At 62.9% G+C, this 22,382-nt stretch carries 19 protein-coding genes; 13 read left to right on the top strand and 6 right to left on the bottom strand.

All coding sequences use genetic code 11. The features are described 5' to 3' along the window. Window positions 1-138: 138 nt before the first annotated feature. Window positions 139-1,002 carry an HAD family hydrolase gene (locus JAO75_RS17000; RefSeq protein ID WP_199050328.1) on the top strand — a complete coding sequence of 288 codons (864 nt, stop codon included), beginning with the start codon at window positions 139-141 and terminating at the stop codon, window positions 1,000-1,002. 72 nt (window positions 1,003-1,074) lie between these two features. Here JAO75_RS17000 and JAO75_RS16995 read toward each other — a convergent pair whose 3' ends face one another. After that, the gene (locus JAO75_RS16995) at window positions 1,075-1,233 is read right to left on the bottom strand and encodes a hypothetical protein (protein ID WP_199050327.1); all 159 of its coding nucleotides are present in this window, start codon (window positions 1,231-1,233) and stop codon (window positions 1,075-1,077) included. A gap of 381 nt (window positions 1,234-1,614) precedes the next feature. On the opposite strand from JAO75_RS16995, the gene JAO75_RS16990 reads away from it, so the two are divergent. The 4 genes from JAO75_RS16990 to JAO75_RS16975 all read left to right on the top strand — a co-directional run bounded on the left by JAO75_RS16990 (window position 1,615) and on the right by JAO75_RS16975 (window position 6,130). Continuing rightward, window positions 1,615-2,193 (top strand): hypothetical protein, encoded by a 579-nt coding sequence (locus JAO75_RS16990; RefSeq protein ID WP_199050326.1) that lies wholly within the window; start codon window positions 1,615-1,617, stop codon window positions 2,191-2,193. 61 nt (window positions 2,194-2,254) lie between these two features. After that, window positions 2,255-3,106 (top strand): TIGR02587 family membrane protein, encoded by an 852-nt coding sequence (locus JAO75_RS16985; RefSeq protein WP_199050325.1) that lies wholly within the window; start codon window positions 2,255-2,257, stop codon window positions 3,104-3,106. A 13-nt stretch (window positions 3,107-3,119) separates the two neighbouring features. Further along, on the top strand, window positions 3,120-3,557 hold the full coding sequence (locus JAO75_RS16980) for a TIGR02588 family protein (protein WP_199050324.1): 438 nt from the start codon (window positions 3,120-3,122) through the stop codon (window positions 3,555-3,557). 728 nt (window positions 3,558-4,285) lie between these two features. Next, a complete protein-coding gene (locus JAO75_RS16975) occupies window positions 4,286-6,130 on the top strand; it encodes a PRC-barrel domain-containing protein (RefSeq protein ID WP_199050323.1) in 1,845 nt (614 codons plus the stop codon). Between the two features lie 124 nt (window positions 6,131-6,254). On the opposite strand, the gene JAO75_RS16970 is transcribed toward JAO75_RS16975, so the two are convergent. Next, entirely contained in the window at window positions 6,255-6,995 is a 741-nt protein-coding gene (locus tag JAO75_RS16970) for a phosphatase PAP2 family protein (RefSeq protein ID WP_246742573.1), read from the bottom strand. An 85-nt stretch (window positions 6,996-7,080) separates the two neighbouring features. Here JAO75_RS16970 and JAO75_RS16965 point away from each other — a divergent pair, with 85 nt between their 5' ends. The 5 genes from JAO75_RS16965 to JAO75_RS16945 all read left to right on the top strand — a co-directional run bounded on the left by JAO75_RS16965 (window position 7,081) and on the right by JAO75_RS16945 (window position 13,497). Further along, on the top strand, window positions 7,081-7,482 hold the full coding sequence (locus tag JAO75_RS16965) for a hypothetical protein (RefSeq protein ID WP_199050322.1): 402 nt from the start codon (window positions 7,081-7,083) through the stop codon (window positions 7,480-7,482). An 852-nt stretch (window positions 7,483-8,334) separates the two neighbouring features. Next, window positions 8,335-9,798: a dihydropyrimidinase gene (gene hydA, locus JAO75_RS16960; RefSeq protein WP_199050378.1), complete on the top strand. Its 1,464-nt coding sequence runs from the start codon at window positions 8,335-8,337 to the stop codon at window positions 9,796-9,798. Window positions 9,799-9,867: 69 nt separating this feature from the next. After that, window positions 9,868-11,316, top strand: a complete 1,449-nt coding sequence (locus tag JAO75_RS16955) for an amidohydrolase family protein (protein ID WP_199050321.1) — start codon at window positions 9,868-9,870, stop codon at window positions 11,314-11,316. 7 nt (window positions 11,317-11,323) lie between these two features. After that, the gene (locus JAO75_RS16950) at window positions 11,324-11,995 is read left to right on the top strand and encodes an aspartate/glutamate racemase family protein (protein WP_199050320.1); all 672 of its coding nucleotides are present in this window, start codon (window positions 11,324-11,326) and stop codon (window positions 11,993-11,995) included. A 50-nt stretch (window positions 11,996-12,045) separates the two neighbouring features. Continuing rightward, on the top strand, window positions 12,046-13,497 hold the full coding sequence (locus tag JAO75_RS16945) for an amidohydrolase family protein (protein ID WP_199050319.1): 1,452 nt from the start codon (window positions 12,046-12,048) through the stop codon (window positions 13,495-13,497). A 111-nt stretch (window positions 13,498-13,608) separates the two neighbouring features. Here the strand turns inward: JAO75_RS16945 and JAO75_RS16940 are convergent, their stop codons facing one another. Beyond that, on the bottom strand, window positions 13,609-15,246 hold the full coding sequence (locus JAO75_RS16940; protein ID WP_199050318.1) for an amidohydrolase: 1,638 nt from the start codon (window positions 15,244-15,246) through the stop codon (window positions 13,609-13,611). A gap of 188 nt (window positions 15,247-15,434) precedes the next feature. Here JAO75_RS16940 and JAO75_RS16935 point away from each other — a divergent pair, with 188 nt between their 5' ends. The 3 genes from JAO75_RS16935 to JAO75_RS16925 all read left to right on the top strand — a co-directional run bounded on the left by JAO75_RS16935 (window position 15,435) and on the right by JAO75_RS16925 (window position 18,827). After that, a complete protein-coding gene (locus JAO75_RS16935; protein ID WP_199050317.1) occupies window positions 15,435-16,472 on the top strand; it encodes an amino acid ABC transporter substrate-binding protein in 1,038 nt (345 codons plus the stop codon). A gap of 81 nt (window positions 16,473-16,553) precedes the next feature. Next, window positions 16,554-17,711: an amino acid ABC transporter permease gene (locus JAO75_RS16930; protein WP_246742572.1), complete on the top strand. Its 1,158-nt coding sequence runs from the start codon at window positions 16,554-16,556 to the stop codon at window positions 17,709-17,711. 3 nt (window positions 17,712-17,714) lie between these two features. Further along, window positions 17,715-18,827, top strand: a complete 1,113-nt coding sequence (locus JAO75_RS16925) for an amino acid ABC transporter permease (RefSeq protein ID WP_199050315.1) — start codon at window positions 17,715-17,717, stop codon at window positions 18,825-18,827. A 27-nt stretch (window positions 18,828-18,854) separates the two neighbouring features. Here the strand turns inward: JAO75_RS16925 and JAO75_RS16920 are convergent, their stop codons facing one another. From JAO75_RS16920 to JAO75_RS16910, 3 genes are all read right to left on the bottom strand, one after another. Then, window positions 18,855-20,150, bottom strand: coding sequence for an NAD(P)/FAD-dependent oxidoreductase (locus JAO75_RS16920; RefSeq protein ID WP_199050314.1), 1,296 nt, complete (start codon window positions 20,148-20,150; stop codon window positions 18,855-18,857). 464 nt (window positions 20,151-20,614) lie between these two features. Next, entirely contained in the window at window positions 20,615-21,076 is a 462-nt protein-coding gene (locus tag JAO75_RS16915; RefSeq protein ID WP_199050313.1) for a hypothetical protein, read from the bottom strand. Between the two features lie 528 nt (window positions 21,077-21,604). Further along, window positions 21,605-22,372 (bottom strand): outer membrane protein, encoded by a 768-nt coding sequence (locus JAO75_RS16910; protein WP_199050312.1) that lies wholly within the window; start codon window positions 22,370-22,372, stop codon window positions 21,605-21,607. Window positions 22,373-22,382 lie beyond the last annotated feature (10 nt).

The following is a 22,382-nucleotide window of genomic DNA, read 5'->3' as shown; positions in this document are numbered from 1 at the left end:
GGAGCGTCCGGCGCCGTACGGAATCCCTTCGGCCGATGCAGTCTTCAAGCGCAACATTTCCGGCTTTGTGGGTGTTGCTCCAGCCAGGCGTGACAGGTGTATTGCTCCTTTCACGACGTGATCGCATGAGGAGCCGCCATGACGACCGCAACTGAAAATTCCCACGGCCGCATGGCGCTCATCTTCGACTTCGACCTGACGCTCGCTCCCGGCACCCTCGACGCCCTGGTGCGCCGCTGCGGGGTGGATCCCCGAACCTGGAAGCGCGATCACGTCGAACCGCTCCGTAAGCAGGGTTGGGACGAGATCCTGGCGAAGGCCTACGCCCTCGCCCAGTTGTCCCGGTCGGGCGATGTGAAGATCACGCGGGACCTTGTGGAGGAGGTCGGCCGTGATCTCGATCCTTACGAGGGCGTGCCGGACATGTTCGAGTCCCTGCGCCGCACGGCGCGCGAGGTGACGCAGGATGTGGGCCTCGAATTCTATGTTGTCAGCTCGGGGCTCTACGACGTGATGGCCGCCACAAGGATCGCGCGGGAGATCGACGGATTGTGGGGCACGAAGCTCCATTTCGACGAGCGAACGGGAGAACTGGACTTTCCCATGGTGACCGTCACCCATCCGGAAAAGGTCCGCTACATCCTGGCTCTGTGCAAGGGGCTTGAGCCGACAGGGCCGAATGCCCCGGCGCATGTCTACCAGGATGTACCCGACGACACGTGGCATGTCCCCCTCGATCAGGTGATTTATGCCGGCGACGGCAGCAGCGATATGGCCGTGTTCCGCTTCCTGCACGACCGAGGCGGTCTCGCCCTCGGCGTTTACAAGAGCGATGAAGCCGAGGAATGGCGCGGCATGGAGGATGTGGACCCGAAACGGCGTGTCCAGAACCTTGCGCCCACCGACTACCGTGAAGGCTCCGAGCTGATGCGCTCGCTCACCCTTGCGGTGGAGAGCATCGCCCGAAAGATTGCGCTCCGGCAGCTCAGCCGCGGGGAATGACCGGTCCCGGTCGGATGGCGGGCGCAACGCCACCCTGCTCGTGACCGACAACCTTGGCGGAAGCAGTGACGCCTATTCATTCCTGCTGCGCCAGGCGCTCGGCTTCGTCCTAGCCACCACCCGCACGACAGCCGGCTTCCTCACGTAGCGTCCCGCATTCATGGATCCGATCACCGCCGCAAGCAGCACCGTCACAAGCCCTGCCCACAACAGCACTGTGAAGCTCAACATGGTATTCTCCTTAACATGCCATGCCGCATTGCGCGGACCGGCTGGTTGATGGGTGTCATTGCCGGGCCAATGCTCAGGGCCGGCGCCGGTTTCGGCTCGAGGACGGCGCCGGGCCTTTTCCAAGTACGGCAACAGACAGTACCCGCGCACAGGTGCCGTCACGCGCCACGGACCCCCAGGACCGGCCCGGGTTGGGCTGATGCCCATGATTTCCCGTACGCAGCCAGACATTTCCCGAGTTCCTGCCGGAACGGTCAGTCTGAGGCCCGGTTAGCCCTGCGGTCCGCGGCGGCACAACCGGTCAGCGGTTCCGACGCTAACGACAGCCAGGATGGCCGGTCCGGCCATCTCAGACCCAATACGGGCCTACAGGTGGAACTCATGGCAAGCACTTACACCCACTCCTCATCGTCCTCATCCGTGAACAGCGGCACCTGGCGCATGCTGGCCTGGGTCGGCGTAGCGCTCCAGGCGATTGCATTTGTGGCGGTCTGGTGGCTCCAGCGCTGGGGTGGATTGTGGACCATCGGCGGCTTCTTCATCCTGTCCCTTGCCTTCATGCTGATGAAGGACCGCATCCCGAGCCTGATGAGCTTTCTTATCGTCTGCGCGGCCCTGCTGAATGCGGGCGGCTGGGCCTGGAACTGGTTCAACCAGTTCGTCTGGTATGACGAGTTCATTCACACCTTCACGCCCTTCGCTCTGGTCTCCGCGCTCATGTACCGCTTGTGGACCGGCGGTTCGATCGACGATGCTCCCGGCAGCGGCTCCTTCGTGCTCAAGGCTGCCCTGATAGGGTTGGGGCTCGGCATTGCCTGGGAGATCGTGGAGATGCTGTTTCTCAACCTGACCGTCGTCGATACGCTGATCGATCTGGTGATGGACACTATCGGCGCCGCTCTCGGCGGCTGGTTCGCCGGCTGGGCGATCCGAGACCAGGGAGCCAATCAAACGAGGTGACCTTGGCAGCTGCCGCCCTACTTGCACGATGTATCCGGGCGGAGCAGGAGGTCCGATCTCGATGACGACAGGCGCAGGATCCCGCGCGAACCCAGGGCGCGAGCGGCAATTCTTCATTGGCTTGGCGCGCGCCTTTGCCGGGTCTCTGATCTTTGCACTGCCCATGCTGATGACCATGGAGATGTGGTGGATCGGCTTCTGGATCGACGAATGGCGCCTGGTCATCCTGACTCTGGTCCTGATCCCGCTCCTGACGGTCCTGTCACGCTTCAGCGGCTTCAAACAGACTGACGGACTGGTCGACGGGATCGTCGATGCCTTCGTGGCAATCGCGGCCGCTGCGGTCATGGCCATCGTCGTCCTGTTCATCTTCGAGGTGATCCGGTTCGGCATGCCGGCTCGCGAGATCATCGGCAAGGTTGCCCTCCAGACCTTTCCCGGCAGCATCGGCGCCATGCTGGCCCGCGGCCAGCTCTCGGGGGAGCAACAGGGATCTCAGGACGAGGAGATCGCCCAGGACCCGAGCTACCCGGGCGAGCTGTTCCTGATGGGGGTCGGCGCGATCTTCATCGGGCTCAACGTGGCGCCGACGGAGGAGATCGTGCTGCTGTCGTACATGATGGGACCGTGGCAGGTGATCGCCCTTGCTCTGCTGTCCCTCATCCTGATGCATGCCTTCGTCTATGCCGTGAACTTCCCAGGCCAGCCTCAGCTTGCAGAGGACCCGGGCTTCTGGAGCCTGTTCATGCGCTTTACCGTCGTCGGCTACGCGATTGTGCTGCTCATCAGCGCCTATCTGCTATGGACCTTTGGGCGGTTCGAAGGGGCGGACCTTGAAGAGGTTCTGGGCGCCAGCATTGTTCTGGGCTTTCCCGGAGCGATTGGCGCGGCCGCCGCGCGCCTCATTCTCTGATCCGGAGGGGGCCATGAACGCACCGACCAAGTCTCCGCCCAGGAAATCCGAGAGCTCCAGACAGATCCATCCCGGGTCGACAACATCGAAGTGGGAGTGGGTGGCGGCCGCCTGCGGCCTTCTGCTCGTTCTCGGAACCCTTGGCTATATCGTGTACTACGCTCTGACGACCGAGGCGAAGATACCGGATATAACCGCCGAAGCCATCCGCACGGAACCGACCCGCGGCGGTCATGTGGTGCAGTTCCGGGCACGCAACCACAGCAGCACAACGGCCGCCGGGCTGCAGATTACGGGAGAGCTGCGCCAGGGCTCGTCCGTCGTGGAAAGGAGCGAGATCACCTTAGACTACCTGCCTCCGTTCTCCGAGCGCGAGGGCGGTTTGATCTTTCAGGAGGATCCTGCGCGCTATGAGCTGCGCATCGCTCCCAAGGCCTATCGCGAGCCTTAGAAGGAAAGCAGGCTGACCGGAGCGGCTCATGCTGTGTCCGCCAGTGTACCAGAACCATAACCCGCGACAAAACTCTCGCGCCTGTCTGCCGTTGCTATTGTAAGCCGCGCGAGTCCACCCCTGCTCTCTTGACCGTGTGTTCAGGTGGATGGCTCCTTCGGGAGCCGCTTCGCAGGCTTGAAGATGATGCTTGTTGTCTCCTTGACTGCCCCGCCACCTGCGCATTGTGGCGGGGCTTTTTCATTCCGTTGCAGGAGCGCTCAATCGACACGCAGCCTCGTACGCTCGCCGAGCGCCCCACGGAAAGAACCCTGCCCGGCCACAAGGACGGACAGGGTTCACCAGTCAGGAGAATGTGACGACATGTGGCAACAATTGCTGGATTGTACCTGCCATCTGCTGTCCTTTGATGGACCTCAACGACAGGTAGCCTCACTGTCACAAAGCGCAAACGCCACGTCGGGGCGCAAGTTCTTGCAACAGCCTTCCAATGGTACGCTGCAGGACCGGAAACGGCGCCTCCCCTCCTCCGCACTCCGCTGCATGTCGGGAGTTCGTCTAGCAGCGTACCGACCGGATAATCCAACAAGAAACCCGGCGCTCTCGTTTGCTTTCTCTGAAGGATTGGCTCTGGCCACGGCGCAGATCCCGCGTGCCGACACCTGGGTGGCTTCCCATCCGCAACTGCTTCCAGGCCAAGATGTCTAGATGAAAGAGGATGTAAGGACATGAGACTCGCAAAACTTACGGTATTTCTCAGCGCAACGGCATTGGTGCCGCTGTCCGCCACAGCCCAGCAACAGAACCAGCAGCAGGCCCAGCCGCGCATGCAGCAGGCCCAATCGGGCCAGCAGCAGAACCAGCAGGGGCTGAGGGCGTCCCAGCTGCGCAATCAGACGCTTTACACCCAGGCGGGCCAGGAGATGGGGCGCGTCAACACCATCGTGCAGGGCCGTGACAACCAGACCTATGCCGTGGTGGCCTCCGGCGACCGTCAGGTGCTCGTGCCCGCCAACCGTCTTTCCTACCGCAACAATCGGTTCATGATCAGCGGCAACGCCAACCAGAGCCAGTTCGAGGCCTACAACCGGCAGGTCGCCGGTCAGTACCGCGAACTCGAGGACAATTACCGCCTGGCCATCGTCGGCTATGACGTCGATCCGGTCGTCGCAGCCCGTCCCGAGAACGATGGCACCAACGTGGTGGTGCGTCAGGCGGCGCCGACGGTGCGGGTGGACCCGGCGGATCCGCGGGTGATCGTGCGCCAGCAGCAGCCGCAGGTGACGGTGAACCAGGCGCAGCCGGAGATCCTCGTGCGCCAGCCGCAGCCGACGGTGCGGGTGGACATTCCGCAGCCGGAGATCATCGTGCGCATGCCGCAGCCCGACGTGAACGTGGCCATGCAGCAGCCTGACGTGCGCGTGCTGATGCAGCGCCCGGACGTCTCGGTTGTACAGCCGGGCCAACCGCAGGTGCAGGTGGCTGAGTCGCAGCCGCAGGTCATGCTGCAGCGCTCAGCCAATTCGGAGCCCAACGTGCAGGTGATGCAGGCCGAGGGGCAGCCCACGGTGCGCTATGAGCGCGCTCAGCCGCGGGTGGTCGTCAACCAGGCGCAGGGCCAGCCCAATGTGCGCTTTGAGCGGCAGGGTGAGGCCAACGTCAACGTTCAGCAGCAGAATCGGTCCGCCGGCATGGCAGGCAGCGCAGCCATGAACGTGGCGATGTTCGACCGTGATCGCGACAATGCTATTGCGCGCGACGAGTTCAACCCGTTCGTGGATCGCGTCTACACGGGCTGGGACGCCAACCGCAATCAGCGTCTGGAGCGCAACGAATTCTACGGCAGCCTGTACAATGTGTGGGACACCGACCTCGATTCCCGCCTGACCGAGGATGAGTACAACCAGGCTTGGGATACCTGGGGCTCGGGCCTGAACGACGTCGAGTTCGGCGAGTTCGATCGCAACGGTGACGGCATCCTGGACCGCAACGAGTTTGCCGGCGGCTGGGGGGACAGGGGCCTTTATGAGCGCTGGGATGCGGATCGCACCGGCTGGCTGGCCGAGAACGAGTTCGGCAACGGCCTGTTCGGCCTCTGGGGCGAACGCGACCGGATTGCCACCAATGACTTCCAGCCGTGGGTCGGCCGCAACTGGGGCATCGGCGGCACCCAGACGGCAGCAGTCGACACGAACACGTTCGAACCACGCCGTGATCCAGTCGACACCGGTGCGGTCGACGCAACCGCCAATGTTCGTCCGTTTGCCATACGCGACCTGGAAGACATGGACGTGTACAGCCTGCGCGGCCAGCAGATCGGCGAGGTCAAGCGCGTGGTGCGACGTTTGGGCGACAACCGGAGCTTCGTGATCCTTGAGCATGGCGGCTTCCTTGGCCTCGGCGAAAAGGAGGTCCCGATCCCGCTCAACCGCGTGTTCATGATGGGCGACCGTCTCGTGGCCGCCGGCCTGACCGAGGCGGAAGTCGAGGCCATGCGGGACTGGGACTTCAACGACCGCGAGTACAGCGAGATCGGCGACAACGAGACCGTCGAGATCGGCCTGCGCGGGTAACCGTCCCGTCACCTAACGAACGAACGTACTGGGGGCCTCGCGCCCCCAGTACTCCCTCCCCCGGCCGGGCCGGATCATCTAGACATGCAGCGTCGGGCTGATGACCTTCTCGAAGGCCATCAGCCTATATGCGTGATGGCTGCTCTTCGCTTTCGATCTTCCCGCGCCTCTGAAACCAGAGCATCCCGAGCCAGCACAGGAGCGCCCAGGCCGCGCCGGTGGCCCAGCCGCCCAGAACATCCGTCGGCCAGTGCACGCCGAGATAGACCCGGCTGATCCCCACCAGAACGGTCACGAGCACCGCAATGGACAGGACATACGCTTTGACGCGCCTGCTCGGCCGCACCCGGGCGATCAGGGCACCGAGCGTGAGATAGACGACGGCGGCCATCATCGAGTGCCCGCTCGGGAAGCTTGCGGTATAGACATAGGAGCCGTGGGACACGAGATCCGGCCGCGGACGGTCGAACCCCGTCTTGACCAGGCTGCTGAGCAGAATGCCGCCTCCGATCGAGAGCACCAGGGCCAGGGCGGCCCGGCTTTTGCCGGTGAGGAGAAGGTAACCGGCCGCAGCGGCGGTGAGCAGCGTCAGCACGCCCACGCCGCCCAGCGCCGTGAAGTCGCGCATCATCTCCTCGAGCCACTCGGGGCCGAGCGGATCGGCAAGATCGGTTTCGCTGTGCAGGGCCAGCAGGACCATGCGGTCGAAGGCATGGGTGTCCCCCTCCACAACCGCATCGGCCAGTTCGGCGAAGCCCCAGACGGCACCTGCCAGAACAAGCATCGACACCAGGATTGGCCACTCGAGCCGGCCAAGCCTTCGGAACACGGAGCCTGTATGGGAGCCTGTATGCATGTGGCGCATCAATGATGGTCCTTCTTCGACAAATTGACCTGAGCGGTTGCCCTGCCTGACCGAACGCCTCCTGGGACCGAGAGGTTTCGCTCCCTTGCCCCAGTGCGAAGTCGGTGCGGCTCCGTACCTGTCCATGAACTGCACGCTGCCGGTCTGGTTGGCTCCTGTGAGGCGGTTTTCCACCGGCACCGGACGCATGACGGAGGCGAACATGCATCGAAAGCTGATCATTGCGGCCACCGCAGCGGCTTTGGCTCTTCCCGCAACCCTCACCCCGGTGCGAGCCGATGTGATTGCCGAGGATGAGGGACTTTACGAGAAGGAGCGCTGGAATATCGGTAAGCGCTACGACAACCTCGACAACCCGTATGACGCACCGGGCATCATCACGAGCGGAGAGGATCCCGCGAACCCGTCCGGCCCTGCCCTCGACATGGGGGTGCCGTCCGGACCTCCCGGGGACGTCACCGGGACGGTCGAGCCGCTGGGTGACTGATCCAGTCGCCCGGCGGAATGCCCGTGAACAGGCATTCCCTTGTCCAAGGAGAACAAAAGCCCTGGACGGATATGGACCTCCTGAACGATCCGAAATCCGCGATGGGGCCCGCCACCTCTATACCTGTGGCCACACGCATTGATGCCAAGTCCTGGAGATCGCAAGACCTGGAGATCGCAAGACCTGAGGATCGGAGATGCTCGGCGAGCCGGGCGGCTAAGTTGGCCTGGATAGCAACGGGTGCAACCTCGGGCCGGGCAGCGACGTCTGGAAAACTGTCCAAAGGTCCATACCGGCAAAGCTTTGATATTTGGCGAGCGCGCTGGAGCTTGAACCCAGTTCCCTCTGATTGAGAGCTAGAGGTCCAGAGGCAGCAGTAAATGCTGACCATGTATACCTCCGTTGTCTGCACGATTGCGGACGTTCGACCCACCTCTGCTAAGTGCTAAGAGGAGAGATTAGGCTTCTTGCTGATAGGGAGGCTAAAAGATTGGGGCTGAGCGCAGCAGCCCAATCATAAGGCGGAGGGAGCAGGCGAAGTGCGCCCCTGAAGCTCGCGATATAAGCGTCAGAAACCTGTATCGACGCAGCTCTACTCCGGTCTCGTATTTTCAATACGATTGTCTTCGCCGTATTATCCGATCGCGCAACCAGCACCTATGGTAACTTTGTACATAGGATCTCGAGCTGACAGAGTCATACAGAGACGGCTTGGTGATAAGAGCCTAAGGCGAAGGACGGCTTCGCAAAGAGGTCCTGTTCTCATGCCCCCTTGCTCAGCTTCAATCCATCTGCCTAAATTGCTTGCAGAGCACAAGTTGAACCACAGCTCAGTCAAGATCCGGGGAGCGACTGACCGTGTACGATCTGGTCATCAAAGGCGGAATGATCGCGACGACCGAGGGTGTCTCGGCCACCGATGTCGCGGTCAGCGATGGACAGATTGTTGCGCTCGGCCGAAATCTTCCTCTCGGTCGGCGTACGATCGACGCCACGGGTCGGTTCGTCCTCCCTGGCGGTGTGGATGCGCATTGCCACATTCAGCAGCTTTCGGGCGGCGGGCTGATGAATGCCGACACCTTCGAGACGGCAACCCGTTCTGCCGCCTTTGGGGGCACGACCACGGTTATCTCCTTCGCGGCGCAGCATCGCGGCGACAGCCTGCGCACCGTGGTCGAGAACTACGCGCGCCTTGCTGCGGCGGGCGCGGTGACCGACTACGCCTTCCATCTCTGGATTTCCGATCCGACGCCGGAAACACTGGAGCGCGACCTGCCGGCATTGATCGAGAGCGGCCACCGGTCGATCAAGATCTTCATGACCTACGATCGCGTTCGCCTTCTCGACGAGCAGGTTCTGGACGTGATGATGGTGGCTCGCCGGCATGGAGCCCTGGTCTGCGCCCATGCCGAGAATCACGGGATGATCAAATGGATGGCCGACAGGCTCGTGTCCCGCGGCTATGTCGAGCCCAAGTTCCACGGCGTGAGCCATCCGCGGGTGTGCGAGATCGAGGCCTTCGAGCGTCTCATTCGTTTCTCCCAGCTGCTGGATCAGCCTATCATGCTGTTCCATGTTTCCACCGCCGAAGGCGCTGCCGTTATCCGGCGCGCCCGTGGCGAAGGCATCAAGGTGTTTGCCGAAACCTGCCCGCAATACCTGTTCCTGACGGCGCAGGACCTGGACCGGCCGGGGGTCGAGGGGGCCAAATGGATGTGCAGCCCTCCTCCCCGCTCGACGGACGATCAGAACGCATTGTGGCGCGCGCTCGAACTCGGCGATCTTCAGGTCGTTTCCTCCGACCATGCGCCCTACAGGTTCGATGAGACCGGCAAGCTTTCCGCCGGCTCCAACCCGGACTTCAAGCAGATCGCCAACGGCCTTCCCGGCCTCGAGATGCGCCTGCCGCTCCTGTTCGACGCCATGGTGAGCCAGGGCAGGTCGAGCCTGGAAAAGTTCGTCGAGCTGACGGCAACGGCCCCGGCGAAGATCTACGGCCTGCATCCCCGCAAGGGCGCCATTGCCGTCGGAGCCGATGCCGATATCGCAATCTGGAACCCGGATCGGGAGGTCGTGCTCACGGATGACGGGCTGCACGACAATGTCGGCTACAACCCCTTCGCCGGTCGCTCCCTGCGGGGCTGGCCGGAGACCGTTCTGCGCCGGGGTGAGGTGATCATCGCCGACGGAACGCTTCAGGCTGCTCCTGGATCGGGCCAGCTGCAATTGCGCGAACCTGCCGCTTCGATGCGTCCGACCGGACGCCTGAGCCCGGAGTTCGACCCGGACACCAATTTCGGGGCTCAGCTTCTGTGATCCCCCCGTCGAGACCAAGCGGCCTTCCGGCCCATCAACATTCATCCCTCTGCATCGGTGCCCGAAAACATGACTGACACGGTAACGGTTGTTCGAAAGGCTGCCTGGGTGGTGGCCTGGGACGAAAGCGCCTCGCGGCACGTCTACATGCAGGATGCCGACGTGGCCTTCTCCAGGACGGGGATCCTGTATGTGGGTCCTGCCTATCACGACCACGCCGATGAGGAGATCGCCGGCGCCTCCATCATGGTCATGCCCGGCCTCGTGAACGTTCATTGCCATTCCGGCGATGAGCCCATCGCCAAGGGTCTGTTTGAGGATGTCGGCACCGCAGCGCTCTGGGGCAATGCCCTGTATGAGTACTCCGCCCTGATCGATTCTGATGACGATGCCAAGGCCGCCTGTCAGACGATCATGCTGGGCGACCTGATGCGCAGCGGCGTCACCACGCATCTCGACATTGCATCGCCGCATGCGCAATGGCTCACCCTGGCGGTCGAAAGCGGATTGCGGGCTTATCTCGCCCCCGGCTTCCGCGAAGCGCAGTGGCGCATGGCCGGCAGCCATCGCCTGGACTTCGAATGGAACGAGGCGCGAGGACGGGAGCGCTATGCGGAAGCGCTCGCCTTCGTCGACGAAGCGCGTGCTCATCCCAGCGGCCGCATCGATGGCGTGATTGCACCGTCGCAGATCGAGACCTGCTCGGAGGAGCTGATTACCGATGCGGTGGCCGAGGCACGCCGCCGCGGGGTTTGGATCACCATCCATGCGGCGCAGACCATGGCCGAGCACGAGGAACTGCTTCGGCGGACGGGAGAGACGGCGCCCGCCATGCTGGAACGCCTCGGCGTGCTTGGGCCCGACCTGATCCTCGGACATTGCATCTTCCTCGATCATCATTCCTGGACCCGGCAGCGCAGCCGCGACGACCTCGCCCGTCTCGCCCGAAGCGGCACCTCGGTGGCCCATTGCCCCGTCACCTTCGCGCGCAGCGGCATGACGTTGGAAAGCCTCGGCTCCTATCAGCGCGCGGGCGTCAATGTCGGCATCGGCACCGACAGCTATCCCTTCAACATGCTGGAAGAAATGCGCGAGGCGCTGATCTGCTCGCGCGTTGCAGGGCGCAGCGTCTTCGATCTGGATACCGGTAACCTGTTCTCCGCCGCGACGACCGGCGGGGCCAGGGCTCTCGGCCGCAGCGACATCGGACGTCTTGCGCCCGGCGCCAAGGCGGACCTGTCGCTGGTCGACCTGAGCCATCCGGCCATGCAGCCGATTCACGATCCGCTGCGCAACTTGATCCACTGTGCCGCAGAGCGCGCCGTTCGCGATGTCTACGTGGACGGTCAGGCTGTCGTGAAGGATCGCAGGGTCGCGAACCTGGATTACGAGGGCGCGGTTCGGGAACTGCAGGATGCGCAGAGGCGCGCCTCCCGGCGGGCGGAGCGGGACGACCCGCAGGGCCGCTCCCTGTCTGTCCTGGCGCCGTACTCATTGCCCATCGCGGCCCGAGAGTGAGATAACCATGAATTCCTCGGTCTATGTCATCAACCCGAATTCATCTCAGACGGTTACAGCAGCAATCGATGCAGCCGTAGCGCCCCTGAGAAGCGTCGACGGACCGGGCATCGTCTGCCTCTCGCTGACCGAGGGACCGCCCGGAATCCAGTCGCAGCGGGATGTGGACGGCGTCATCATGCCCATGCTGCGCAAGGCATCCGAGCTGGAGGAGAGCGCCGGCGCCTTCGTCATCGCATGCTTCTCGGATCCGGGCCTCCACGCCTTGCGCGAGCAGAGCCGCCGTCGCGTCTTCGGGATCGCCGAGTGCGGCGTGCTCACGGCACTCACGCTCGGACAACGGTTCGGCGTCATCGCCATCCTGCCGACCTCTGTTCCAAGGCATCTCCGCTATTTCGGCGCCATGGGAGTCATGGATCGCTTCGCGGCCGATCTCCCCATCGGTCTCGGCGTTGCCGAGCTCTCCGACGAGCAAAAGACCTTGAGCCGCATGATTGAGGTCGGCCGCACGCTGAAGTCCGCCCATGGAGCCGATGTCCTTGTGATGGGCTGTGCCGGCATGGCTCGCTATCGCGCGGCCCTGGAGGAAGCCGTCGGGGTCCCCATCGTGGAGCCGACCCAGGCAGCTGTCGCCATGGCGGTCGGCCATGTCCGTCTCTCGCAGGCTTTCACACCCTGACTGCATTCGCACCCTTCCGATGCCCTCTCTCATCTCCCACGGAGCTTGAAATGACCGATGCCGTCGCCAAGACGACCCTTTTCCGGAACTGCGACTGGATCGTCGCCTGGGATAAGGCGGCCAAATCCCACGTCTATCTTCGCAACGCAGATTTCGTGATCCGGGGTGCCGACATCGTCCATGTCGGGAGCGGCTATTCCGGCGCAGCAGACGAGGAGGTCGATGCCAGCAGGATGATGATCATCCCGGGCTTCGTGGACATCCACAGCCATCCCGGCCATGAGCCGGGATGGAAGGGCATGCTGGAAGAACTAGGGAGTCCGCGCCTCGGCCAGAGTTCGCTCTACGAATTCATGCCGGTGTTCCAGATCGGACCGGAATATACGCGCCCGGCGCTTCGCGTGGCGGCATCCGAACTCCTGAAGAGCGGCGTCACGACCATCTGCGATCTCGGCAGGCCCCGTGACACCTGGGCCGACGAATACGCGGAAACCGGCATTCGCGCCGTCCTCTGGGGAATGTTCCGGTCCGGCCCCTGGAAGACCACCAACGGCCATTCGGTGGAATACAATCTCGATCCCGCCACCGGAGACCGGCTGCTGCGCGAGGCCATCGAGATTGCGGATGCGGCCTCGAAGCATCCGAGCGGACGCATCACGGGCTATTTCACGCCGGCCCAGATCGACACCTGCACGGAGGGGCAAATCCGCGATGCGCTCGATGCGGCGCGCGAACGGAACCAGCCGATCCAGATCCACGCCGCGCAGAGCATCGTCGAATTCCAGGAGATCATGCGCCGCTATGGCTGCACACCCATCGAATGGCTGGACAAGATCGGTGCCCTCGGGCCGGACACGATCATCGGCCATTGCATCTTCCTGAATGACCATCCGTGGCTGCATTGGCCCCATGCTGACGATTTCGAGCGCCTGCGCGACAGCGGCGCGCAGGTCGCACATTGCCCCGTGGTCTTCGCCCGGCGCGGCATCGCCCTGAACACCTTGAGCCGCTATATGAAGGCGGGCATCCGCTGCGGCATCGGAACGGACAGCTTCCCCCATAACATGCTCGATGAACTCCGCATGGCCTGTTACGCGGGCCGGATCATCGCGGGCAGCTTCACAGCGGCGACCACGCGGGATGCTTTCATGGCGGCCACTGCCGTGGGCGCCGACATGATCCGCCGCCCGGATCTGGGCCGCATCGCCCCCGGTTGCAAGGCGGATTTCTCGGTCGTCGACATGAGCAACCCCTACATGCAGCCCGATTATGAGCCCATCCGCAGCCTCGTCTACTCGGCGAACGACCGGGCCATCAGGGACGTCTATGTCGACGGTCGCCAGGTTGTGCGCAACGGCGAGGTCCTGGACTTCGACATCAGCGAGGACATCGAAATGCTGCGCCGCGGCCAAGCCGAGGCGATTGCGTCGGCATCCCAGCGCGACTGGGCGGGGCGGGCCCTCGAGGAGCTCAGCCCCCGCGTCTTCCCCATCCGCAATTAATGGAGCAAGGCAGCCCTGTTCCACTGCCGCAGATCCAGGAATCAAGAAAGACCCCGAAATCTCTCGGGGTCCTTTGCATTGTCACGACCGCTTTACTCGGGGCAAGTCGTGTCAGCGGGCGGCCTCTCCGTGACGGTCAAACACGACCTCGCCTCCACGGATCGTAAGATCGCAGCGGGTGTCGTGAAGGATCTCCTCGGGTGAGGCCGTCAGCAGGTCGCGGGAGAAGACCGCAACATCTGCCGCGAGGCCCGGCACGAGGCGGCCCCATTCGTGCTCGGCCTTGTTCACGTAGGCGCCGAAATCCGTGAAGGCGGTGATGGCCTGCTCGATGGATACCACCTCCCGTTCATCCATGACGGTGCCATGGGACGTCTTGCGGGTGAGCATCGCGAAGAAATTCGGGAAGGGGTTGATGTCGCAGACTGGCGCATCGCTGCCGGCTGCGGGTTTGAAGCCGAGATCGATCCAGGTCTTCAGGGGATAGGAGGGCTTTGCCCGCTCTTCCCCCACGACGGAAACATACAGGTCACCGAAATCGTAGATGAAGACGGGCTGCGGCACCGGCTGAACGCCCAGGCGCTTCATGCGGGCGTTCTGGTCGGCCCTTGCATAGCCTGCGTGCTCGATCCGGTGGCGCCGGTCAGGATCGGGCATCGCTGCGAGAGCGCGTTCAAAGGCATTCAGCGTCTGCTCGATCGCCGCATCTCCGATGGCATGAACGGCCAGTTGGTAGCCTTTCGCATGATAGTCATGAACGAGGTCGTTCATCTCGTTGTCATGCAGGAGCATCAGGCCGGTCGTCCTCGGCTCTCCGACATAAGGCTCGCTCATGGCGGCCGTCCGGCCGCCGGCGCTGCCATCCGTGAAGATCTTCACGGGACCGACTCGCAGCATGGAGTCACCTGCGCCCGTCACCACGCCATCCGCATAGGCCTGCTCCACAATGCCGCCCGGACCTCCAAGCAGGCACTGGGTCGTCCGCACAGGCAGGCGGCCCAGGCGCTGGGCGGTGCGGTAAGCCGCAACCTCGCGGTAGCCCGCCCTCATGCCGACGCCCGCATCCATCACGCTGGTGATGCCATAGGACAAGCACGCACGGCCGGCATCGTCGATGGCCTGAACGAGTTCCTCATCCGTCGGCTCCGGCAGAACGGCCTTGAGACGGTCGCGTCCGGTCTCGGCCAGCAGGCCTGTCAGGCGCCCGTCCCGCTGCTCGATGGCGCCTCCCTGCGGAACAGGAGTCGATTCGTCGATTCCTGCCAATTCGAGCGCCTTGGAATTGCAGATCGTCACATGGCCGCAGGCTCTCACGATCGCCACGGGATGATCAGGCGCGACGGCATCGAGTTCCTCGCGAAGGGGATGACGCCTCACGTCGAGTTCGAACTGGTCGTATCCGCGTCCCTGGATCCACTGCCCGGGCGGCGTAACCGAGGCGCGCTGTCTAACCCTTTCGAGTAAGGCCGCAAGAGTGGGCGCGGAGGCAGCGCGTACATCCACGTGCCCCATGATGACACCGTAAGGGAGAAGATGCATGTGCGAGTCGCACAATCCCGGGGTGGCAAGGCGGCCGGCGAGATCGATCACGCGTGTCCGCGGCCCGATGAGGGAATCCATGTCGGATGCCGAGCCCGCCGCCAGGACCTGCCCGGCCCAGAGGGCGACCGCTTCGGTCACTTGTTCCGAGAGGCCGCGGAAGATTCGGCCGTTGGTAAGGACGATATCGGCTTTGGGCAGGATCGGCATGACAACTCGCGAGCGATGAGCAGCGGCAAGACCTACTGCGGGAGGAACGCGACTGTGCATCCCTTTTGGCCAACCGGCAAGTTCCGGAATGCCTTACGTTGGGAAATTCTACCCTTGAAACCTCGGTTGTTTAGAGTCTAGCTTTGAAGGGTAGCGGCCGGATAAGGCGCACGGAAAGAGGGAATACAATGACACAATCCAGATCTTTGACCCGTTGGCTCGCAATGGGCCTTATCGCCGGTGTCGCCGCTGTCTCAGCTGCGCCGGCTTCCGCACAGGCGACGCTCGACACGGTGAAGAAGCGCGGCAAGATCCTTTGCGGCGTCTCGCCCGTCTCTCCCGGCTTCTCCTATGCCGACGACAAGGGCACCCGACGCGGCTTCGACGTCGATGTCTGCCGTGCCATGTCGGCGGCGATCTTCGCCGATCCCGATAAGGTTGAATTCGTACCACTCAATACGAATGTTCGCTTTCAAGCCGTGCAATCCGGTGAAGTCGACGTACTGTCCCGCCAGAACACATGGAGTTTTTCGCGCGACGCATCCCTCGGCCTCGATTTCGGCCCCGTGGTGTTCTACGACGGTCAAGGGTTGATGGTGCCGACCAAGCTCAACGTGAAGAGCGCCAGCGAACTTGCCGATGCCGCGATCTGCCTCCTTCCCGGAACGACGACGCTCCAGAACCTGGAGGACTACTTCCGGCCCAAGAACATCAAGTATGAAGCAGTCGTGTTCGAGAACTCCGATGAGTGGCGCAATGCATTCTTCAGTGGGCGCTGCGATGCCATCACCTCGGACCGCTCGGACCTCGCTTCCGTGCGCGCTATTGCCAACAATCCATCGGAATACGTAGTCCTGCCCGAGACTATTTCGAAGGAGCCGCTCGCTCCGACGGTTCGCCAGAACGACCCGAACTGGCGCGACATCCTGAGCTGGACGGTCTACACGCTCATCGCTGCCGAAGAGAAGGGCATCACCCAGGCCAATGTGGACGAGCATTTAAAGAGTAAGGATCCCGAGATCCAGCGTATGCTCGGCGTGAACGGCGACCTGGGACAGATGCTCGGCCTCGACAACAAATGGGGCTACAACGTCATCAAGTCCGTTGGAAACTATTCGGAGCTCTTCGAGCGCAATCTCGGCCCCGAGACCCGGCTGGGTCTGTCGCGCGGCCCGAACGAGCTCTGGACCAAGGGCGGCCTGCTCTACTCGCCGCCGTTCCGGTAACCTGAGATCGACGGGCGGCCTTGCAGCCGCCCGTTCCCCCTTCAGCGCTCCCTGGGAAGGATCAACATGCGGGCAGATTCGATGAGCGGGACGAGTCTCCTCTATAACCTTCGCTTCCGAGCGATCCTCTATCAGGTCCTCGCCGTCGGAAGCATCGTCCTTCTTGGATTGTATCTGTTTTCAAACGTCTCGCAGAAGCTTGCCGAACAGAACATCGCCACGGGCTTCGACTACCTGAGCCGTGAGGCAGGTTTCGTCATCAGCCAGACGATGATCGATTACAAGCCAACGGACACCTATGCACGCGCCATCCTGGCCGGCATCGTCAACACAGTCTGGGTTTCAGCCTGGAGCGTCGTCCTCGCGTCTATTCTGGGCCTCGTCGTCGGCATTGCGCGCCTGTCAAGCAACCCTTTGCTTTCTCTTCTCGCCTTTCTCTACGTTGAGGCGCTGCGGAACGTTCCTCTCCTGCTCTATCTCTTCCTCTGGTACGCCCTGATCGTCACCGGCCTGCCGGCGGTGCGCGAAGCGTGGGAAGTTCTCCCCCACGTCTTCGTCAGCAACAGCGGGCTGACCGTTCCGTCGCTGATCTGGACCCGTGCTCATACGGTCATCTTCGCCGCGCTGGTTCTCGGAGGAGTTCTCGCGGTTGCCGTTCACCGCCGCATGACCGCGGAGCGCATCAGGACCGGCAAGGCGCGAACCACGTGGCCATGGGTTGCATTTGCTCTCCTGATCCCACCAGTTCTTGCGTTCTTGATCCTGCAGCCTGAGTTCACGGTCAGCCTTCCCGAGAAAGGGCGCTTCCGCCTGACCGGCGGCTCACAGCTCACGCCGGAATTCACTGCACTCCTCGTCGGCCTCGCCCTCTCCGCCTCGGCCGGCATCGCAGAAATCGTGCGAAGCGGCATCCTGTCGGTACGCAAGGGACAATGGGAGGCGTCGCGTGCCTTAGGTCTGAGGGATGGCCTGACCATGCGGCTCGTCGTCCTTCCCCAGGCGCTGCGGGTCATCATCCCTCCACTCACCAGCAGTTACTTGAGCCTGTTCAAGAACTCATCGCTCGCCATCGCGATCGGATATCCGGATCTCGTGATGGTATCGAATACGACCATGAACCAGACAGGTCAGGCGATCGAAGGCATCGCGATCTTCATGCTGGTCTATCTTGGTCTTTCGATTGCGATCTCCCTGTTCATGAACTGGTACAACAGCCGCGTTGCGCTGAAGGAGCGCTAGGTCATGACGACTGCCACTGACATTGCCGAAGCGCAATTGAAGATGCCGGTTCGGCGCGACCCGGGTGTGGAACGCCGCCTGCTCCATCGTACGCTCAAGCCCCTCATTGGCACCCCGGTCAATGCGGTGATCACATTGGTCTGCCTCTGGGTCATGTGGCTGGGACTCAAGGGCGCCTACGGCTGGCTCGTAACCCGGGCCGTCACCGAAGGAGGCGCCCAGGCCTGCAAAGTGGGGCAAGGTGCCTGCTGGCCCTATTACGAAGCCAAGCTCCGTTTCATGATCTTCGGCGTCTACCCTTACGACGAGCATTGGCGCGTTGCGCTAGCAATGGCCCTTTTTCTCGGCGCGATTGCGATCTCGATGATCCCGCGCTTCTGGAGCGGCAAGCTCCTCGTTCTCTGGGCCTTCATCATCGTGGCGACGGGAGTTCTGATCAGCGGCGGGGTTTTCGGACTCTCTTATGTGCCGACGACTCAATGGAGCGGTCTGCCGCTCTCATTCCTGCTCTCGGCCGTCGGCTTGGCGCTCGGATTTCCCCTTGGGGTCGTGCTGGCACTGGCGCGCTCCTCGAAGCTTCCCGCCATCCGGGTGATCGCCATCGTGTTCATTGAGGTGATCCGAGGCGTACCGCTCATCAGCATCCTGTTCATGGCGTCGGTCATGCTGCCGCTATTTATGCCGAGCGGGGTTACCGTCGACAAGCTGCTGCGGGCCCAGATCGCGATCATCATTTTCGCCGCCGCCTATATTGCAGAAGCCGTCCGTGGCGGGCTGCAGGCAATTCCCCGGGGGCAGCACGAAGCCGCCAGCGCCATGGGCCTGCATTACTGGCAGTCCATGCGTTTCGTCGTTCTGCCTCAGGCGCTGAAGGTCGCGATCCCGCCGCTGGTGAACATCTCCATCGGTTTCTTTCAGGATACGACTCTCGTCACGATCATCGGCCTTCTCGATTTTCTCTCCACAGTTCGCACGGCTATGACGGATCCCAACTGGGTGGGTATTGCCGTGTTGGAGGGCTACGTCTTCGCGGCCGTCGTGTTCCTGGTGTTCTCCTACGGGATGGGCGCCTACAGCCGATTCCTGGAGCGTCGCATGCGCCTCGGGTACGATTAGAGGGCCCTGCTGGATCCGGGGTCCTTATCACGCCACTCTGGCGGCACGACGCTCCTTGGCGAGATCCATGACTTGGTAGGTCCAGTAGGTGAGCTGTGCCGCAGCAACGCCGAACGGACCGCCGTTCCACCTGAGACCGAAGGGTTCATAGAGTCGGTAACGATCGCTAGAGCCTAAGATGCCCTCCGCGATCACGCGCCCTCCGATGGCCGTCGTGTTCATGCCGCGCCCGCCGAAGCCGAACACGTACCAGACCCCTGGCTGAAGTTGCCCGATGAGCGGCATCAGGTGACGGGCATAGGCCATAAGGCCCGACCATGCCGTGTCCACGCGCACGCCCTCGAGCTGCGGATAGGTGGAGACCATCGTCTTCTGCATCATCTCTGCAAGACGACGAGGCTCGGTCCTGCGCGTGGTGATCCGACCGCCCCACAGAAGGCGCCGCCCATCGTCGACGAGGCGGTAATAATCTCCGGCACGCCTGTTATCGCTGATTGCCATTGGGGTGCGCACGGCTTCAGCGAGCTTCTCGGGTGCTGCCTCCGTCAGCAGCACGTAAGTTGCGATCGGCAGGATGCTTCTGCGCAAGCGGGGCACCAGGGCATCCGTATACCCTCCCCCGGCCAGGACCACGTCTCGCGCTTTCACCTCGCCCTGCAATGTCCTGACGGTTTTCTCCGCCCGGTCGAGATCGCACCCCGTGACGCGGGACCCCTCGAAGATCCGTCCGCCCAAGGCCTCGACGGCCTCTGCAAGGGAACGGGCATAGTTCAGAGGGTGGAAGTGAAAGCTCGCAGGGTCGTAAAGCGCCTGATGATATTTCGGTGACCGCAGCACGGCTCGTACCGCATCGGTCGGCATCATCTCGAGGTGATAGCCGAACTCCCTCTGCATCATCTCGCAGTGGCGCTCGAGACTATCCGGATCGTGGTAACGGAGCACGCTCAACTTGCCGTAGATCCGCCTGTTGTCGCTCATGGCGAGGCTGTCGATGTTCTCCTCGACAATGCGGGCACCCTCGATCGAGAGACGGTGCAGGACCTGCGCCCGTTCAACCCCGACCATGCGGGTTATATCGGCATGACCCGTCGCGTATCCGGGCCCGACAAAGCCCCCGTTCCGTCCGGATGCCCCCCAGCCGATTTTCTCTGCCTCCAGGATGACGACGGAGCGCCCCGACCGCGCCAGATCGAGTGCCGCAGAAAGTCCCGCAAGGCCACCGCCGATGACGGCGACGTCGGCGGCTGTTGCTCCCATGAGAGATGGTCGCTGCGACACATCGGAGAGCGTACGCGCGTAGTAGGTATCCCCGTATCCGGTCATGAGACGCCCTATGCCTTGGATTCAGCTGAGACCGTAGCGGGAGAGTCCCCTAATGCAAAGGCCCATGGAGCATCCATGTACACAGCCGAAGTATGTACCGTCCCTGGCAGTTCGTCAGTCGGAAGCGTGCCTGTCACTGCGGGCGAGAGTTGAGAGGCTGCTTTAGGCTATACAGCGACGATCCCCAGCTTGCAGGAACGTCCGCTGTTACTGCCCCAGGCCGACCTTCGGCTTGCTCCCAAGAGGTGCCAGAAAGCGACATTCTCTCTCCCGTTGAGGAGGCGACCGTCTTAATTCGCCGTGGTGCAATTGCTGACCACCAGGGCAGAGGTTTAGAGGGGGCTTAGCGGTAGCGGCCAGAATTCCTCGAAGATCCCTTGAGGCATTCGAAACCGGACGAAGGACAGCAGATCCGACCGAGCTTGGCTGGGTCTGCTGTCCGTCTAACCAGTTATAGAACAGATTCAGTCCTGATTATTCTGCTTGTTTAGGTTACCAAATTGCGGGATTGCATCCGGAGGGGTGTACCGGGGGGAGCCGTAGCGCGTCGGCGTGTTGAAGCCGTATGAATTCTGCCCTGTCGAGCTTGTGGAGGACTCACTTTGGTTCATGCTCATTACACCCGACCCAGGCGGATTGACGATCATGTAGATCTGATCACCATTTTGGGTCTGCGCCTGAACCAGAAATCTGGCATCAAGGATCCGGATGTTCTGGAACCCGGCTTGGCGCAGTTCCTGTCGCAGCATCGCCCGCTGGCTCGCCCGGCTCGTGCCGGCTCGGTCATCCTGCATCATCGGACCGGAACTCGGGTTCTGGTTTCCAAAAACTTGACCGTAGCCCTGGTTGCCGGATTGCGCATAAGCGGTTGCGGAGGCGCTTACGATCAGAGCGGTGGTCAGAGCGGCAAAAGATCTTGCTTGCATGCTCATCTCCTTTCTTCCAGGGGCTTAAACACGCGCCATCGGAACAGGGTCCGTCACTTGGTTCCCTATCGTACCCTGCTTGGCTCGATGAGCACGGCCAGACAGGCGGTATGCGGCTGATTTGGAGGCTCACCTCTGGTGAGCCTCAGGGCGCCGTTCCACGTGGTGGGGACGAACAATTCAAGTTGACCGAACTGCTCTGCACGCCCGCTGCCGCCGACAGCAGACCGTACCAGCCATTTGCTCGCAGATTAGCCGGTTGGTCCGTTATCTGCTGAGAGCCGGCTGTGGGTCAAACCAGGAAATTTCCTGCCATTCTTGAACGTCCGCTCACCGCGCAAATGCGGATGTTCGGCCTACTTCCGAGATGTGCCTGTTGAGACCTTCGCCTTGCGTGCTCGTCCTGACGCACCTCGTGACGGGCGCGTCCCACAACATTGATACCGTCTGTGCCCGCTAGTCGCACACAGACAGCTGGGCAGGCTAGGTACCAGAGTGGCTCACCTTTCGAGGCTCAAGTAGAGGAGCTCAGAAGAGCACGTTGACGCCCACGCGGCTGATCCAGCCGTCGTTCCGGAAGCGGTAGACGGCCTGCTCCCCTGCGCGGGCCAGCGTCAGGCTCTCGTCCTCCAGGTTGTAATAGAGGGTCTCGGTCTTGATGGAAATGTTCTGCGACAGCATATGCTCCGTGCCGCCGCCGACCACGAAACCGAACGTCCACTCGTCGCTACTCGCCTGCGGGCCGATGCCCGCCGGGACTACGGTGATCTGCCCCTGGTGCTCGACCTGAGCATGGGCCAGACCGGCCGTCACATAATAGAGCGACTGCTGCACGATCGGCAGCAGGCCGGGCATGGCGACACCGAGCCGCCCCTTAACCGCGCCGAACCAGTTCATCTGCGAACTCAGGTCGGTGCGCAGGGCGGCGGCGCCGTCGCCCCCCACGCTGCTGCGGGAGCGGCCCACATCCATGGCGGTCAGATCTGCCTCCAGACCCGCCACGAGGGTGCCGAACTGCCACAGGTAGCCGATCTGGGCCCCTCCGCCGAAGCCAGAGTCGCTCAGGCCCAAACGGGGGGGCAGCGCATCAGCTGAGACGCCGGAGACGCCGCTGCGCTCAGCCTCTCCCTTGTCGCCGATCCAGGCGCCATGCACACCGGCATAGAAGCCGCTCCAGCTGACCGCCGGCACGGCCTGCACCGGAGGCAGGAGCTCGGGGCGGCCCGGCAGGTCGGCAGCCGCGGTCGCGGCCGTGGTGGCGATCAGGGCGGACAAGGACAAGACGAGGGACTTCATCAGGATCTCC

This window comes from Microvirga splendida, from assembly GCF_016427565.1.
Classification (GTDB): domain Bacteria; phylum Pseudomonadota; class Alphaproteobacteria; order Rhizobiales; family Beijerinckiaceae; genus Microvirga; species Microvirga splendida.
This window is presented reverse-complemented; position numbering and strand designations above follow the sequence as displayed.

What these genes read in the sequence shown, in the direction of transcription:
- JAO75_RS16945 (WP_199050319.1), top strand. Translation starts at nt 12,046, where the DNA reads ATGACCGATGCCGTCGCCAAGACGACCCTTTTCCGGAACTGCGACTGG.
- JAO75_RS16910 (WP_199050312.1), bottom strand. Translation starts at nt 22,372, where the DNA reads ATGAAGTCCCTCGTCTTGTCCTTGTCCGCCCTGATCGCCACCACGGCC.
- JAO75_RS16985 (WP_199050325.1), top strand. Translation starts at nt 2,255, where the DNA reads ATGACGACAGGCGCAGGATCCCGCGCGAACCCAGGGCGCGAGCGGCAA.
- JAO75_RS16955 (WP_199050321.1), top strand. Translation starts at nt 9,868, where the DNA reads ATGACTGACACGGTAACGGTTGTTCGAAAGGCTGCCTGGGTGGTGGCC.
- JAO75_RS16995 (WP_199050327.1), bottom strand. Translation starts at nt 1,233, where the DNA reads ATGTTGAGCTTCACAGTGCTGTTGTGGGCAGGGCTTGTGACGGTGCTG.
- JAO75_RS16950 (WP_199050320.1), top strand. Translation starts at nt 11,324, where the DNA reads ATGAATTCCTCGGTCTATGTCATCAACCCGAATTCATCTCAGACGGTT.
- JAO75_RS16970 (WP_246742573.1), bottom strand. Translation starts at nt 6,995, where the DNA reads ATGCGCCACATGCATACAGGCTCCCATACAGGCTCCGTGTTCCGAAGG.
- JAO75_RS16935 (WP_199050317.1), top strand. Translation starts at nt 15,435, where the DNA reads ATGACACAATCCAGATCTTTGACCCGTTGGCTCGCAATGGGCCTTATC.
- JAO75_RS16930 (WP_246742572.1), top strand. Translation starts at nt 16,554, where the DNA reads ATGAGCGGGACGAGTCTCCTCTATAACCTTCGCTTCCGAGCGATCCTC.
- JAO75_RS16925 (WP_199050315.1), top strand. Translation starts at nt 17,715, where the DNA reads ATGACGACTGCCACTGACATTGCCGAAGCGCAATTGAAGATGCCGGTT.
- JAO75_RS16940 (WP_199050318.1), bottom strand. Translation starts at nt 15,246, where the DNA reads ATGCCGATCCTGCCCAAAGCCGATATCGTCCTTACCAACGGCCGAATC.
- JAO75_RS16920 (WP_199050314.1), bottom strand. Translation starts at nt 20,150, where the DNA reads ATGACCGGATACGGGGATACCTACTACGCGCGTACGCTCTCCGATGTG.
- JAO75_RS16980 (WP_199050324.1), top strand. Translation starts at nt 3,120, where the DNA reads ATGAACGCACCGACCAAGTCTCCGCCCAGGAAATCCGAGAGCTCCAGA.
- JAO75_RS17000 (WP_199050328.1), top strand. Translation starts at nt 139, where the DNA reads ATGACGACCGCAACTGAAAATTCCCACGGCCGCATGGCGCTCATCTTC.
- JAO75_RS16915 (WP_199050313.1), bottom strand. Translation starts at nt 21,076, where the DNA reads ATGCAAGCAAGATCTTTTGCCGCTCTGACCACCGCTCTGATCGTAAGC.
- JAO75_RS16975 (WP_199050323.1), top strand. Translation starts at nt 4,286, where the DNA reads ATGAGACTCGCAAAACTTACGGTATTTCTCAGCGCAACGGCATTGGTG.
- JAO75_RS16990 (WP_199050326.1), top strand. Translation starts at nt 1,615, where the DNA reads ATGGCAAGCACTTACACCCACTCCTCATCGTCCTCATCCGTGAACAGC.